The 13,893-nt window shown below is 62.6% G+C and carries 15 protein-coding genes; 6 read left to right on the top strand and 9 right to left on the bottom strand.

All coding sequences use genetic code 11. The features are described 5' to 3' along the window. Both DN611_RS00605 and DN611_RS00600 read left to right on the top strand, forming a co-directional pair. On the top strand, positions 1–1,122 hold the full coding sequence (locus DN611_RS00605; RefSeq protein WP_119310412.1) for a DUF3810 domain-containing protein: 1,122 nt from the start codon (positions 1–3) through the stop codon (positions 1,120–1,122). Next, on the top strand, positions 1,119–1,934 hold the full coding sequence (locus DN611_RS00600; protein ID WP_021748022.1) for a glycosyltransferase family 8 protein: 816 nt from the start codon (positions 1,119–1,121) through the stop codon (positions 1,932–1,934). The genes DN611_RS00605 and DN611_RS00600 overlap by 4 nt, the downstream gene beginning before the upstream one ends. A 156-nt stretch (positions 1,935–2,090) precedes the next feature. On the opposite strand, the gene htpG is transcribed toward DN611_RS00600, so the two are convergent. Further along, the gene (gene htpG, locus DN611_RS00595; protein ID WP_119310411.1) at positions 2,091–3,974 is read right to left on the bottom strand and encodes a molecular chaperone HtpG; all 1,884 of its coding nucleotides are present in this window, start codon (positions 3,972–3,974) and stop codon (positions 2,091–2,093) included. A gap of 182 nt (positions 3,975–4,156) precedes the next feature. Here htpG and DN611_RS00590 point away from each other — a divergent pair, with 182 nt between their 5' ends. Both DN611_RS00590 and DN611_RS00585 read left to right on the top strand, forming a co-directional pair. Beyond that, entirely contained in the window at positions 4,157–4,585 is a 429-nt protein-coding gene (locus DN611_RS00590; RefSeq protein WP_021748020.1) for a hypothetical protein, read from the top strand. A gap of 12 nt (positions 4,586–4,597) precedes the next feature. Next, a complete protein-coding gene (locus tag DN611_RS00585) occupies positions 4,598–5,206 on the top strand; it encodes a GNAT family N-acetyltransferase (RefSeq protein ID WP_119310410.1) in 609 nt (202 codons plus the stop codon). Positions 5,207–5,263: 57 nt separating this feature from the next. Here the strand turns inward: DN611_RS00585 and DN611_RS00580 are convergent, their stop codons facing one another. From DN611_RS00580 to DN611_RS00555, 6 genes are all read right to left on the bottom strand, one after another. After that, on the bottom strand, positions 5,264–6,340 hold the full coding sequence (locus DN611_RS00580; protein WP_021748018.1) for a branched-chain amino acid aminotransferase: 1,077 nt from the start codon (positions 6,338–6,340) through the stop codon (positions 5,264–5,266). A 433-nt stretch (positions 6,341–6,773) separates the two neighbouring features. Next, complete coding sequence (locus tag DN611_RS00575; RefSeq protein WP_021748017.1) at positions 6,774–7,310, bottom strand: 2-oxoacid:acceptor oxidoreductase family protein; 537 nt, start codon at positions 7,308–7,310, stop codon at positions 6,774–6,776. 1 nt (position 7,311) lies between these two features. Then, positions 7,312–8,070 (bottom strand): thiamine pyrophosphate-dependent enzyme, encoded by a 759-nt coding sequence (locus tag DN611_RS00570; protein WP_119310409.1) that lies wholly within the window; start codon positions 8,068–8,070, stop codon positions 7,312–7,314. A 1-nt stretch (position 8,071) separates the two neighbouring features. Continuing rightward, positions 8,072–9,142 carry a 3-methyl-2-oxobutanoate dehydrogenase subunit VorB gene (locus DN611_RS00565; RefSeq protein ID WP_021748015.1) on the bottom strand — a complete coding sequence of 357 codons (1,071 nt, stop codon included), beginning with the start codon at positions 9,140–9,142 and terminating at the stop codon, positions 8,072–8,074. Between the two features lie 17 nt (positions 9,143–9,159). Next, entirely contained in the window at positions 9,160–9,372 is a 213-nt protein-coding gene (locus DN611_RS00560) for a 4Fe-4S dicluster domain-containing protein (RefSeq protein ID WP_021748014.1), read from the bottom strand. Positions 9,373–9,407: 35 nt separating this feature from the next. After that, positions 9,408–10,091: a P-loop NTPase gene (locus tag DN611_RS00555; RefSeq protein WP_021748013.1), complete on the bottom strand. Its 684-nt coding sequence runs from the start codon at positions 10,089–10,091 to the stop codon at positions 9,408–9,410. A 165-nt stretch (positions 10,092–10,256) separates the two neighbouring features. Here DN611_RS00555 and DN611_RS00550 point away from each other — a divergent pair, with 165 nt between their 5' ends. After that, positions 10,257–10,940, top strand: coding sequence for a FadR/GntR family transcriptional regulator (locus DN611_RS00550; protein ID WP_025544674.1), 684 nt, complete (start codon positions 10,257–10,259; stop codon positions 10,938–10,940). Between the two features lie 91 nt (positions 10,941–11,031). Here the strand turns inward: DN611_RS00550 and DN611_RS00545 are convergent, their stop codons facing one another. Then, the gene (locus tag DN611_RS00545; protein ID WP_197714234.1) at positions 11,032–12,915 is read right to left on the bottom strand and encodes a heavy metal translocating P-type ATPase; all 1,884 of its coding nucleotides are present in this window, start codon (positions 12,913–12,915) and stop codon (positions 11,032–11,034) included. Between the two features lie 151 nt (positions 12,916–13,066). On the opposite strand from DN611_RS00545, the gene DN611_RS00540 reads away from it, so the two are divergent. Continuing rightward, positions 13,067–13,528, top strand: a complete 462-nt coding sequence (locus DN611_RS00540; RefSeq protein WP_025545247.1) for a GNAT family N-acetyltransferase — start codon at positions 13,067–13,069, stop codon at positions 13,526–13,528. A 42-nt stretch (positions 13,529–13,570) separates the two neighbouring features. Here the strand turns inward: DN611_RS00540 and DN611_RS00535 are convergent, their stop codons facing one another. After that, on the bottom strand, positions 13,571–13,846 hold the full coding sequence (locus DN611_RS00535) for a metal-sensing transcriptional repressor (protein ID WP_119310408.1): 276 nt from the start codon (positions 13,844–13,846) through the stop codon (positions 13,571–13,573). Positions 13,847–13,893: the final 47 nt, after the last annotated feature.

The following is a 13,893-nucleotide window of genomic DNA, read 5'->3' as shown; positions in this document are numbered from 1 at the left end:
ATGACATTTTTCAAGTCCCACCAAAAACTGCACATCTGGCTGCTGGCGGACCTGGTCCTGCTGGCGGCCTTCTGGATCGCCCGGGAGCACCGGGACTGGATGAACGCCCTGGAGCGATTTGTATCCGCCCCGATCCGGAGATCTCTGGGCAGCCTGTGCTATCGGGTCTCCTTCTCTGTGATGGAGGTGCTGTATGTCCTGGCGGCCGTCCTCGCGCTGGCCTATGTGGTATGGAACATCACGGCGGTAGTCAGGGCCAGAGGGCGGCGGAAGCGCCGGGCTTACAGCGCGGTTCTGGGGGCGGTCTGCGCCGGGCTGAGCGTCTGCGCCGCTACCTGCCTGCTGTGGGGGGTGTGCTATTACACGGACACCTTCCAGGACCGGTCCGGCATCCGGGCGGAGGAGGTATCGCTCCCGGATCTGACGGCGGTGACCGCGTGGTTCGCGGAAAATCTGGCGCAGACAGCCGACCAGGTGCCCCGGGATGAGGCGGGGACGTTCAATGCGTCTCTGAACGAGATCTTTGCCGGGAGCACGGACATCTACCAGGGCGCGGAGGACCTGTTCCCCTTCCTGGAATTTGAGGACCGAGCGCCCAAGCGGATGTTCTTCTCCAGGGTCATGAGCGCCATGAACTTCACCGGCGTCTACTTTGCTTTCACCGGGGAGTCCAACATCAACGTGGACGCCCCCGCCTGCCTGATCCCCTCCACCATCGCCCACGAGCTGTCCCACCAGCGGGGCATCGCCTCGGAGCAGGAGTGCAACTTCCTGGCGGTGCTGGCCTCCACCACCAGCGGCGATCCGGTGTACGAATACTCCGGCTGGCTGATGGGGTACATCCACCTGGGCAACGCCCTGTACCAGGCGGATCCGGCGGCCTGGCAGGCCATCCGGGACAGCCTTCCGGACACGGTGCTGGCGGATCTGGCATCTAATAACGCCTACTGGGCATCCTTCGAGGGGGCTGCGGCGGATGCCAGCCAGAAGGTGTACGACACGATTTTGAAGGGCTACGGCCAAGAGGACGGCATCCGCTCCTACGGGACGGTGGTGGACCTGCTGGTGGCCTATTACCGGGACACGGCCCGGACCAACGGATCGGAGGGCTTGACCACATGAACATTCTGGTGACACTGGACCGCAACTATCTCCCGCCCCTGCGGGTGATGCTGGGCTCTCTGCTGCGGAATGATCCTGGCGAGACCTTTGAGATTTACGCCATCGGAGACGGCCTGCTGCCGGAGGACTGGGCGGCACTGGAGGAGCTCTGCGCCGGTCGGGGGCGCATCCACCCGTTGGAGGTGCCGGCGGACCTGTTCGCCGACGCGCCGGTGGCCCGGTACTGGACCCGGGCCATGTACTACCGGCTGCTGGCGGCGGAGCTGCTGCCGCGTTCTCTGGACCGGGTGCTGTATCTGGACCCGGACATTCTGGTAATCAATCCCGTCCGGGCCCTGTATGATACGGACCTGGAGGGAGACCTGATGGCCGCCGCCACCCACACCGGGCTGCTGGCGGGCATCACAGACCCGGTGAACCGGCTGCGGCTGGAGAACTATGAGGCGGAGGCCTACTACAACTCCGGCGTACTAGTGATGGATCTGTCCGCCATGCGGCGGGAGGTCCGGCCGGGTGACATCTTCGACTATGCCCGGGAGCACGCCGACATTCTGCTGCTGCCGGACCAGGACGTGCTCAACGGCCTGTACGGCGGACAGATCCTGGGGGTGGACGACAGCCTGTGGAACTACGACGCCCGGCGGTTTGACCGCTACCTGCTGCTGAGCCAAGGGGAGCGGGACATGGACTGGGTGATGGACCACACGGCCATCCTCCACTTCTGCGGCAAGCGCAAGCCCTGGAACCACAGCTATCAGGGCCGGTTTTCCGCCCTGTACAAGCACTACCAGCGGCTGGTGGAGCGGCGGTGAGGGCGGTACCGATCCACGCGGCTGTCTTCTCGGGTGGCCGAGGGCGGCCGCCCCTACCCGATGGAAAAAACGCCGGGATGGCAGAGAGATCCGTCCTGAAGCAAATCAAACAAGCGGTCCCGGGTTTTACCCGGGACCGCTTTTGCGCATGGTATTTTATTTCATCAGCTCGCACACCAGATCAGTGTAGCCGGAGGGATCCTCCAGGGGCAGACCTGCGATCAGCAGAGCCTGGTCGTACAGCAGCGTGGCGTACTTTTTGGCCTTCTCCGGGTCCGCTGTCACGGCGGCCTCCAGGGCCTGGAAAGCTGGGTGCTCCACATTCAGCTCCAGAATCCGCTCGGCGCGGATGGCGCTGTCCGGCTGGACCGCCTGGAAATACTTCTCCATCTCAAAGCTCAGGCCCTCCCCTGCCGTCAGGCACACGGGATGGGACTTCAGCCGGGCGCTGGCCTTGACCTCCTTCACCTGATCTCCCAGGGTCTCCTTGACGAAGTCGAACACGGCCTTGTGGGCGTCTGCGGCCTCCTCGGCCTTCTTCTCGGCACCCTCCTCGATCTCCTGGTCCAGGACAGAGCGGAACTCCTTGTCCTGGAAGGTGTGAAGGATCTGGGCGCAGAACTCGTCCACCTCCTCCGTGAAGTAGAGGATCTCCGTGCCGGACTCCCGCAGGCCCTCGGTCTGGGGCAGTTTGTCGATCTTCTCCAAGCTCTCGCCGGCCGCGTAGTAGATGAACTTCTGCTCCTCCTTCATCCGGGAGACATACTCCGCCAGGGTGACGGGCTTCTTTTCCGTGGAGGAGTAGAACAGCAGCAGATCCTGCAGCAGGTCCTTGTGGGCGCCGTATTCGCTGACGACGCCGTATTTGATCTGCCGGCCAAAGTTCTTCCAAAATTTCTCGTAGCCCTCCCGGTCGTCCTTCAGCAGCTTACCAAGCTCGCTCTTGATCTTCTTCTCCAGGTTGGCCGCGATGACCTTCAGCTGCCGGTCGTGCTGGAGCAGCTCCCGGGAGATGTTCAGGGACAGGTCGGGAGAGTCCACCACCCCCCGGACGAAGCGGAAGTGCTCCGGCAGCAGGTCGGCGCACTTGTCCATGATGAGGACGCCGTTGGAGTACAGCTGCAGTCCCTTCTCGTACTCCTTGGTGTAGTAGTCGAAGGGCGTGGCACCGGGGATGAACAGCAGCGCCTTGTAGGTGACGGCGCCCTCGGCGGACACGGCGATGACCTTTTGGGGGTCGGCGTAGTCGTGGAACTTGTCCCGATAGAACTTGTTGTACTCCTCCGGCTTCACGCTGGACTTGCGCCGCTGCCAGATGGGCACCATGGAGTTCAGCGTCTCCTCTTCCTGATACGTCTCGTACTCCGGCTTGTCGTCGGGGCTACCCTCCTTCCGGCGGGTCTTGGAGACCTCCATTCGGATGGGGAAGCGGATGTAGTCGGAATACTTCCGCACCAGCTCTTGGAGCCGCCAGGACTCCAGGAACTCACTGTACTTCTCATCATCGGTGTCCGCCTTGATGTGCATGATGATGTCCGTGCCCACGGCATCCCGCTCGCATTCGGTGATGGTGTAGCCGTCGGCGCCGGAGGACTGCCACATCCAGGCGGCGTCGGCGCCGTACTTCCTCGTCACCACGGTGATGTGGTCCGCCACCATAAAGGCGGAGTAGAAGCCCACGCCGAACTGGCCGATCACGTCGGTGTCCTTGGCGTCGTCCCCCACCTCCTGCTTGAACTTGTAGGAGCCGGAGGAGGCGATGACGCCCAGGTTGTTCTCCAGGTCCTCCTTGTCCATGCCGATGCCGTTGTCGGAGACGGTCAGAGTCCGGTGTTCCTTGTCCACCTTGATCTCGATCTTGAAGTCCTTGCGGCTCATGCCCACGGCGTCATCCGTCAGGGCCTGGTAGCACAGCTTGTCACAGGCGTCGCTGGCATTGGAGATGATCTCCCGGAGAAAGATCTCCTTGTGGGTGTAGATGGAGTTGACCATCAGGTCCAGCAGCCGCTTGGACTCCGCCTTGAATTGCCGTTTTGCCATGATATTGCACTTCCTTTGGTGTTTTTTCTCAACAGAAATCAGTATAGCACTTTGAACAAAACAAATAAATGACCAATTTGTAAATTCCGCCCGCAAACGGTTGTGCGGCGGTGGGTTTGCGTGTAAAATAATGACAGAATCACACCCTGCGGCAGGAGCCGCCGGAAAAGGAGTCCTTATCTATGGGAGTCTTTCAAAAAATCGGGAACGCACTGGCCCGGCTCATGTACGGACGCAACGGCGTGGACCAGTTGAGCCTGGCCATTGTGGTGGGAAGTCTGGTTCTGGACCTCGTCTCCATGTTTGTGGCCCCCCATCATCTGTGGCTGGGGAATGCGCTGTACCTGGTGTCCATCGCCGCTTGGGCCTTCGCCCTGTTCCGCATCTTCTCCCGGAATCTCACCAAGCGCCGGAGCGAAAACCAGCGGTGGGTGAACTGGATGTGGCGGATGAAGAGCAGCCGCCAGAATGCCAAGGCCCGCCATGCGGACAAGGCCCACAAATACTTCACCTGCAAGAACTGTAAAACCATCTGCCGGGTGCCGGTGGGCAAGGGGAAAATCGTCATCACCTGCCCCAAGTGCGGCGCCCAGATTCATGCCAGGACGTAAGGGGCGGCGGAGATGGCTGAAAGAGAAGCCCCGGGAGCGCCGGCGTTCCGCTTTGCCGCGCCAGCAGACAGCGCCGCCCTGCTGAAGATCTACGGAGAATACCTGGACACTCCCATCACCTTTGAGTGTGCGCTGCCCTCAGAGGCGGAATTTGCCGGACGCATCGCCGCCGTCGGCCGGGAGTATCCCTATCTCGTATGCCTGGAGAAGGGGCGGATCGTGGGCTATGCCTACGCCCACCGCCAGGCGGAGCGGGCCGCCTATCAGTGGAATGCGGAGCTGTCCGTCTATCTGGACCGCTCATGCACCTCCCGGGGGCTGGGAAGGCGGCTGTACGGCGCCCTGATAGACATTCTGCGGCTGCAGGGCATCCGCACGGTCTACGGCTGCGTCACCGTGCCCAATGAAAAGAGTGAGGGGCTCCACCAAGCCCTGGGCTTCCGGCGGCTGGGCACCTACCGCAGCACTGGGTACAAGTGCGGCGCCTGGCGGGATGTGGCCTGGTTTGAAAAGCCCATCGCCCCCTACGATCAAAATCCGGAGCCGATCCGCCCCGTGGGAGACATCCCGGCTGAGGCTCTGGCCGCCATTTTAAAGCGTTATGAAGCGGAGCAGCCCTGAGCGGGACGCAGGAAAAGAGCGGAGCCTTTCGGCTCCGCTCTTTTTGACGATGGGAACTCAGCCCTTGCACACGGGGACGATCCAGCCCTTGGTGTCGGGCAGCTTGCCCCACTGGATGCCGGTGAGGGTGTCGTACAGCTTCTGCGTCAGCTCGCCGATCTTGCCGCCGCTGATGAAGACCTTGTCGCCCTTCCAGTCCAGTTCCTTGACGGGGGAGACGACGGCGGCGGTGCCGGTGCCGAAGACCTCCTCCAGCTTGCCGTCGTGGCCGGCCTTCATGATGTCGGCGATGGCCACGTGCTCCTCGCAGACCTCATAGCCCCAGTCCTTCAGCAGTTCGATGATGGAGCGGCGGGTGACGCCGGGCAGCACTGTACCGGTGCAGGGGGCGGTGTAGATCTTGCCGTCGATCTTGAACATAATGTTCATGGAGCCGACCTCTTCCACATACTTCTTCTCCACGCCGTCCAGCCACAGCACCTGGGCGAAGCCCTGCTGCTCGGCCATCTCGCCGGCCTTGATGGAGGCGGCGTAGTTGCCGCCGCACTTGGTGAAGCCGGTCAGGCCGGGCGCGGCGCGGATGTACTCGTCCTCCACGTAGATGCGGACGGGATCGATGCCCTCGGCATAGTAGGCGCCGGAGGGAGCGCAGATGACGCAGAACGTGTAGTTCCGGCTGGCGTGGACGCCCATGCCCACATCGGTGGCGAATACAAAGGGACGGATATACAGGGAGGCGCCGTCAGAATGGGGCACCCAGTCCTTGTCCACTTCCACCAGGGTCTTCACGGCCTGGACGAAGTCCTCCACAGGGATCTTGGGAATGCACATCCGGTCAGCGGAGTCCTGCATCCGCTGGCCGTTACAGTCGGGGCGGAACAGCTGGATGGTGTTGTCCGCGGTCCGGTAGGCCTTCAGGCCCTCAAAGATCTCCTGCGCGTAGTGGAAAATCACGCAGGCGGGATCCAGGGGGAAGGGCTGATAGGGGACGATGCGGGCGTCATGCCAGCCCTTGTCCGGCGCATAGTCCATGACGAACATGTGGTCGGTGAAAATCTTGCCGAAGCCCAGCTTGCTCTCGTCCGCGGGCTTGGCCTTGGGGCTGGTGGTCTTGGTGATTTGAATATCCAGCATATTGATCGCTCCTTAAAAATAGTTTGAAGTTTTGGGGGATAGCAAAAAGACTTTCGCGCACTCCTGCCCTGCACAGGAGAGGCGAAAGTCAAACTTCCGTGGTACCACTCTCGTTGCCGCTGGTCCAGCGGCCGCTCGTCTGCCCCGATAACGGAGGGCGTCCGGTGCGGCGTACTGGGAAAGCTCTGTTCCGCCCACTGCTCCCGGGGGAGGCCAGCAAAGCTGCCCCCGCTGCCTCGCACCGTCCGGCAGCTCTCTGAGGGGAGAGATCTTCGCGGCGTGTCCCGTTCCACGCAATATAAAGCCATATTCTTCTATGATATCTTTTATACGCTGATACACAGCCAAAGTCAACTGTTAAAATGCACAGAAAGCGCAGGGCCCGCCAAAGAGAGAGGGCCGGTGAGCAAACTCGCCGGCCCTCTGAAACAAATCACTGCACGCAGGCCATGCCGCGGCGGAACGCCTCGATGTTCAGGGGGACGAACTTGGCCTTGGCGCCGGTGAACATCTCCTGGATCATCTTCTCGATGGTCTCCGCCTTCAGCACCTTAGTGCCGGCCACATAGGCGCCCAGCATCACCATGTTGCTGACCTTGGGGTTGCCCACCTCGTCGGCGATCTGGGAGCAGGGGATGTAGTAGGCCGTCAGGTCCGTGCGGGAGACTTTATCCGTCACCACGTCGCTGTTGACGAATACCATGCCGCCGGGGACGACGCCCTCCTCGAACTTGACCAGGGAGGGCTCATTCAGGGCGATGAGCTCGGTGGGATGGGCGAACACGGGAGATCCCACGGGCTTGTCGGAGAGCACCACAGAGCAGTTGGCGGTGCCGCCACGCATCTCGGGGCCGTAGGAAGGAGCCCAGGTAACGTTCAGGCCCTCAGCCATGCCGGCCTCTGCCAGATTCTTGCCGATGGCCAGGCCGCCCTGGCCGCCGAAGCCGGAAATGACGATCTCTTTTTTCATCTCATTTCACCTCCGCGCCTTCCGGGGCCGTCTCCTTGATGACACCCAGAGGATAGTAGGGGACCATGTTGTCCTTCAGCCACTGATTGGCCTTCAGCGGCGTCATGCCCCAGTTGGTGGGGCAGGTGGACAGCACCTCGATAAAGGTGAAGCCCTCGCCGTTCATCTGCTTCTGGAATGCCTTCTTGATGGCCTTCTTGGCCTTGTTGATGTTGGCGATATCCGTGACGCAGACCCGCTCGGCATAGGCGCAGCCGTCCAGGGTGGAGAGCATCTCCGCCATGCGGATGGGCATACCGGCCTGCTCCCGGGTGCGGCCCTCCTGGCAGGTAGTGGCCTTCTGGCCGATCAGAGTGGTGGGGGCCATCTGACCGCCGGTCATGCCGTAGATGGCATTGTTGACAAAGATGGTCGTGAACTTCTCGCCCCGCATGGCGGCGTGGACGATCTCCGCCGCGCCGATGGAGGCCAAGTCACCGTCGCCCTGGTAGGTGAACACCGCCTGATGGGGATGGGTGCGCTTGATGCCGGTAGCTACGGCAGGCGCCCGGCCGTGGGCGGCCTCCTGCATGTCGCAGTTGAAATACTTGTACGCGAAGACGGAGCAGCCCACGGGGCACACGCCGATGGCGTCATCCAGCAGACCCAGCTCCACCAGCGACTCTGCCACCAGCTTGTGGATGATGCCGTGGTGGCAGCCGGGGCAGTAGTGGAACTCCACGTCCGTCAGGCCCCGGGATTTCTCATATACGATCGCCATGTCACTTGCCCTCCTTCAAGGCCTTCTTGGCCGCTTCTACCATCTCTTCCACGGTGGGCATCACGCCGCCGGCGTGGCCCAGGTAATGGATGGGCTTTCTGCCCTCCACGGACAGACGGACATCGTCGATCATCTGGCCGGTGGAGCTCATCTCCACATCCAAAAATGCCTTCACGTGGTCGGCCTTGGAGAGCTTGCGCAGGGCCTCCTCCGGGAAGGGCCACAGGGTAATGGGACGGAACAGGCCCACCTTCAGCCCCTCGGCGCGCAGCGTCTCAAGGGCGGTGAGGGCGATCCGGGCAGGGGTGCCGTAGGCGGTGATGACGATCTCGGCGTCCTCGCACTCCGTCTCGGACCAGCGGACCTCGTTCTTCTCCATCAGGGCGTATTTCTCCGCCAGATGGTCGTTGTGACGGTCGCACTCCTCCGGATCCATGTACAGGGAGTTGATGATGTTGTTGTGGTCCCGGTCCTTACGGCCGGTGGTGGCCCAGTCCTTGGGGGGCAGGTCCCGCTTGGGGACAGGACGCCACTCGATGGGCTCCATCATCTGGCCAATCAGGCCGTCCATAACCACCATGACGGGGTTGCGGTACTGGTCGGCAATGTCAAATGCCTCCTGGACGAAGTCCACCGCCTCCTGCACATTGGAGGGGGAGAGGACCAGCGTCCGGTAATCGCCGTTGCCGCCGCCGCGGGTGGCCTGATAGTAATCGCCCTGGCCGGGCTGAATGGTGCCCAGGCCCGGACCGCCGCGCATGCAGTTGACGATGACGCAGGGCAGCTCGGCGCCGGCGATGTATGTAATGCCCTCCTGTTTCAGGCTGATGCCGGGGGAGGAGGAAGAGGTCATGGCCCGCATGCCGGCGCCGGCGGCGCCGTACACCATGTTGATGGCCGCAACCTCAGACTCAGACTGCAGGAACACGCCGCCCGCCTTGGGCAGATGGGCGGACATATACTCCGGGACCTCGCTCTGAGGCGTGATGGGATAGCCGAAGAAGCAGTCGCAGCCGGCGCGGATGGCGGCCTCGGCGATGGCTTCATTTCCTTTCCAAAGTTCTTTTTCCACGGTCGATGACCTCCTTCTCAGAATTTTTCCACAGTGATGATGGAGTCCGGGCAGATCTTCGCGCAGCTGGCGCATGCAATGCACTGGCTGATGTCCGTCACATGGGCGGGGTGATACCCCTTCCGGTTGATGACGGCCTGATCGATGGCGACGATGTGCTTCGGGCACACAGTGGTGCACAGCTCACAGCCCTTGCACCGGTCAGAGTTGAAGGTTACCTTTGCTGTCATGGTTGCAGGATGCCTCCTTTTTTCCTGCCGCGGAGTCAGCGCTCCCACGGCTTTTTCATATTGATGGCAATGGGGAACACGGGTTCCCCCAGGTCTGACAAGGATTCTAAGAACCGCCGCTCCGCCGTGTGGCAGAGGATCGGGATTCCGGTCTGCCGGGAAACCTCTTGTGCCAGGGCGGCGCCCTTGCGGATTTCGGCCGGCGTGGTCTCGCCGCACAGATGGGTGTTGTTCACCAGGCCCGAGCAGGTGAGGCCGGTGACGGCCTCAATGGAGCGGAGGTAGGCGGCGGCGCTCTCCGCATCCCGCACCTCCGGCCGGTTGGCGTTGAGGACGAAGATCAGCTGGTAATCCTCCTGTACGATCTTGGGCTGAAACCGGGCCAGCACCCGGGCGCCCACCGGATCGCCGCCGATATCCAGGATGCCCCGGATCTCCCGGTTCTCCAGAATGGTCAGCAGCTCCGCCGGCAGGGCGGGGACATCCGCGTCCGAACAGGCCTGGGAGGAGGAAATCACCCGCACACCGGCTTTTTCCAGGAGGGGCCGCCGCTCCCGAGAGCGGAAATAGGGGTTGACGATATCCAGATCCGCCAGCATTACCTGTTCCCCCTCAGCGGCCAGCGCCAGGGCCAGATTGACGGAGACCTCCGTCTTTCCGGTGCCGTAGTGGCCGGTGAGGATCGAGACGCGGTGGGAAAACATGTCCTTGGCCGTCACAAGCGGTTCACCTCATTTTTTCACAAAATAGTTGTATTATTTTTTCATTTGTTGTATGATGTCATTGTACTCTAAAAGAGATATGATGTCAAGGACATTTCCGTACTGGCCGGAAAATCCAGTGGAGAAATGCCTGACCTCACCACGGATGATGGAGGGATGCGCATGGGTGAGGGACGGAAAGTCAAATTGTCGGAGCGGACGGCCGACCGGCTGTGCGAGCTAATCATGGACGAACGGCAGTTCACGCCGGGGAGCAAGCTCCCGAATGAAAACGAACTCAGTGAGGCGCTGCACGTCAGCCGCACCACGCTCCGGGAGGCCATCTCCTTTCTGGTGGCCCAGGGCGTGTTGGAGATCCGCCGGGGCAAGGGCACGTTTGTCACGGAGGATCTGCCCGCCAGCGCGGTGGATCTGACGGCGCTGTCCAACCTGCGGTCCCGGGTCCGGGCCAGGGACCTGTTTGAAATGCGGCTGATCTTTGAGCCCGCCACCGTGGCGCTGGCCTGTCAGCGTGCCACAGACGAAGAACTGGCGCAGATCCGCCAGAAAGCGGAGCGGATGGAGCGCATCGCAAAGGCGGGCGGAGACTGGCCCCTGGCGGACCAGGAGTTCCACATGGCCATCATCAAGGCCTCCCACAACGAATATATGCGGCGGCTGTACCCGATCATCAACGGCGCGGTGAACGAGATCCTGCAGGTCTCCGTAAATCGGGCGCACATGCAGAGCATCGCCATCGCGGACAACTACATGATTCTGGACTTTCTGATGCAGCGGGACGAGGCTGGCGCCCGCCACGCCATGAGCATTCACATCCGGCACCTGCTGAACACCCTGAAGGGGTGAGAAGCCAGGACTTAAAAAGCCCCCCGGCAGAGGCCGGGGGGCTTTTTGCTGTAGGAGGGCGCAGAATCTTCTGTCCCATGGCCTGCCGCTGTCACGGGCGCTTCCGCCACTTCAGCAGCAGAGAGGAGTTGACAATCACCAGCACGGACCCGGCGTTGTGGACCAGGGCGCCCACCACCGGGTTCAGGATACCGGTGATAGCCAGGGCGATGGCGATGAAGTTCAAGGTCATGGAGAAGGCCAGATTGCTCTTGATGGTGCGCATCATCCGCTTGGAGAGTGCCAGCAGATGGGGCAGCTCCCGGATGTCGTCGTTTACCAGGGCGATGTCCGCGGCGTCCACAGCGATGTCGCTGCCCACGCCGCCCATGGCAATGCCCACATGGGCCCGCTTCAGGGCTGGAGCGTCGTTGATGCCGTCCCCCACCATGCAGACCAGATGGCCGCTCTGCTGGCTGCGGTCGATCCAGGTTAGCTTATCCTCCGGCAGGCACTCCGCCTGGAAGGTGCCGATGCCCAGCTCTCCGGCAATATGCCGGGCGGCCCTCTCGTGGTCGCCGGTGAGCAGCACCGGGGTCACGCCGGTGGCCCGGACATCCCGGATGGTCCCGGCGGCGTCCGGCCGCAGGGTGTCTGCCAGGGCCAGAAAGCCCGCCGGGCGGCCGTCTACCGCCACATAGATGACGGTGCAGCCCTGCTCCAGGGCAGGGACGGCAGCCTGGGACAAGGATTCCCAGGGGACATGTTCCTCTGTCAGCAGCTCCCGGTTACCGGCGACGAGGTGATGACCCGCCACAGTGGCAGAAACACCCCGGCCGGGGAGCATCTGGAAGTCCGCTGTCTCCGGCGGCGCCGCGACGGTCTCGGCTCGCCAGCCCTGAACAACGGCACGGCCCAACGGGTGCTCGGACCGGAGCTCCGCCCCCGCAGTCCAGGCGTAGAGCGCGTCCCGGGATACGTCCGGCAGCAGGCTCTCCACCAGCTTCACCTGGGGGGTGCCGAGGGTCAGAGTGCCTGTTTTGTCAAAGGTCACCTGGGAGACGGAGGCCAGCCGTTCCAGAGCGTCTCCCTCCCGCACCAGAAAGCTGTGCCTGGTGGCGTTGCCGATGGCGGCCATGATGGCAGTGGGAGTGGCCAGCACCAGGGCACAGGGGCAGAATACCACCAGAATGGTCACCGCTCGGATGGGATCCCGGGTGATGAGGCCCGTCAAGGCGGCGGCGGTCAGGGCCGCCACTACGATCCAGGTGGCCCAGCGGTCTGCCAGCCCCACGATCCTGGCCTTGCCGGCATCGGCGGACTGGACCAGCCGGATCATCCGCTGGATAGAACTGTCCTCCCCCACCTTCGTCGCCCGCATCTCGAAGGCGCCGAACTGGTTCACCGTGCCGCTGGAAACCTCGTCTCCGGGCCCCTTGTCCACAGGCAGGGGCTCGCCGGTCATCACCGCCTGGTTGATGGAGGTCTGTCCGGTGAGAATCTCTCCGTCCACTGGCACGGTCTCGCCCGGCAGCACCCGGAGCACGTCGCCCACAGCCACCTGCTCGGCGGGAATGGCCTCCTCCCGGCCGCCGGTGAGGCGGCGGGCGGTCTGGGGCGTCAGATGCACCAGCTTCTCGATGCCGGCCCGCGCCCGGGCCACCGTGAGATCCTCCAGCAGGGCGCCCAGCTGCATGATGAAGGCCACCTCGCCGGCGGCGAAGTCCTCCCCAATGATGAGGGAGGCAATCAAGGCGATGGACACCAGCACGTCCGCCTTGATGTCAAAGGCTGTCACCAGGCCGATGACTGCCTCCAAGATGATGGGGATACCGCAGAGGACGACAGCTGCCCAGGCGGCGTCAAAGGGCAGCTGCGGCAGCAGGTCGAAGATGCTGACAAGCAGGGCGATGCCGGAGAAGACCAGGCAGGTCACGGCCTTCTTCACGCCGCCCCACTCCAGAAATCGCTCCAGAGTATGGATCAAATGGCTCACATCCTCTCTTTATACCTATGGGGGTATATGTATATTATACCCATAGGGGTATGCCTGTCAAGAAAAAGTGCCGCCGTTTTCAGGCAAAATACCTTGCGGCACACAGATTCTTCCTGTAAAATGACCACAAAACAGGAAGGAGAGAACAGAAATGCGACTACGGCGCTACCGGACAGAAGACCTGCCCATTCTGGCCCGCCTGTTCGGTGAGACGGTTCGGCAGGTGAACTGCCGGGACTACACCCTGCCCCAGGTGGAAGCCTGGGCCGCCGGAGAGGCGGATCTGCTGACACGGGACAGCTGGTTTCAGCGGCTGTACACCCTGGTAGCAGAGGCGGGCGGGCGGATTGTGGGCTACGGCAATGTGGAGGATACCGGTTATCTGGACCACCTGTTCGTCCGGTGGGACTGCCAGGGACAGGGCATCGCCGCAGCCCTGTGTGACGCGCTGGAGGCCCACTGCCGGGAATTGGGGGTGGACGCCGTCACTGTCCACGCCTCCAAGACCGCCCTGCCCTTCTTCCTCGGCCGGGGCTATGCGATAGAGCGGGAACAGCAGGTGCCCTGCCGCGGACAGGTATTGACCAATTACGCTCTGGAGAAAATCCTGTAACATATACAAAGGGGATCGGCTTTTCAGCCGATCCCCTTGCCTTCAACCCATGTTGGAGAACCGCTCCACCGCCTTGGTGAAGCTCTCGATGGTCTTGTCCGCATCCCCGTGCTGGATGCCGTCCCGGACACAGTGCTGGATGTGCCCCTCCAGCACCACCTGCCCGCACTTGTGGAGGGCGGACTTGGCGGCGTTGATCTGGGACAGCACATCCTCACAGGGCACGTCCTCGTCTACCATGCGGTCAATAGCCTGCACCTGGCCGACGATCTTCTTCAGCCGCCGGTGCAGGTTGTCCGCATCCATACATTGTCTCATGCCGACACCTCCCGGATACCCAATGGGGTATGGGCATATTATCCGTC

It is taken from the genome of Oscillibacter sp. PEA192 (genome assembly GCF_003574015.1).
Lineage (GTDB): Bacteria > Bacillota > Clostridia > Oscillospirales > Oscillospiraceae > Oscillibacter > Oscillibacter welbionis.
The sequence above is the reverse complement of the archived record's forward strand: the minus strand, read 5'-3'. Positions and strand labels throughout refer to the sequence as shown.

Bases quoted from the DNA above. Each gene is read 5' to 3' on its own strand.
- DN611_RS00585 (WP_119310410.1), top strand. From the start codon at position 4,598: ATGGCTGAAAGAGAAGCCCCGGGAGCGCCGGCGTTCCGCTTTGCCGCG.
- DN611_RS00535 (WP_119310408.1), bottom strand. From the start codon at position 13,846: ATGAGACAATGTATGGATGCGGACAACCTGCACCGGCGGCTGAAGAAG.
- htpG (WP_119310411.1), bottom strand. From the start codon at position 3,974: ATGGCAAAACGGCAATTCAAGGCGGAGTCCAAGCGGCTGCTGGACCTG.
- DN611_RS00575 (WP_021748017.1), bottom strand. From the start codon at position 7,310: ATGAAAAAAGAGATCGTCATTTCCGGCTTCGGCGGCCAGGGCGGCCTG.
- DN611_RS00550 (WP_025544674.1), top strand. From the start codon at position 10,257: ATGGGTGAGGGACGGAAAGTCAAATTGTCGGAGCGGACGGCCGACCGG.
- DN611_RS00570 (WP_119310409.1), bottom strand. From the start codon at position 8,070: ATGGCGATCGTATATGAGAAATCCCGGGGCCTGACGGACGTGGAGTTC.
- DN611_RS00540 (WP_025545247.1), top strand. From the start codon at position 13,067: ATGCGACTACGGCGCTACCGGACAGAAGACCTGCCCATTCTGGCCCGC.
- DN611_RS00605 (WP_119310412.1), top strand. From the start codon at position 1: ATGACATTTTTCAAGTCCCACCAAAAACTGCACATCTGGCTGCTGGCG.
- DN611_RS00600 (WP_021748022.1), top strand. From the start codon at position 1,119: ATGAACATTCTGGTGACACTGGACCGCAACTATCTCCCGCCCCTGCGG.
- DN611_RS00580 (WP_021748018.1), bottom strand. From the start codon at position 6,340: ATGCTGGATATTCAAATCACCAAGACCACCAGCCCCAAGGCCAAGCCC.
- DN611_RS00560 (WP_021748014.1), bottom strand. From the start codon at position 9,372: ATGACAGCAAAGGTAACCTTCAACTCTGACCGGTGCAAGGGCTGTGAG.
- DN611_RS00590 (WP_021748020.1), top strand. From the start codon at position 4,157: ATGGGAGTCTTTCAAAAAATCGGGAACGCACTGGCCCGGCTCATGTAC.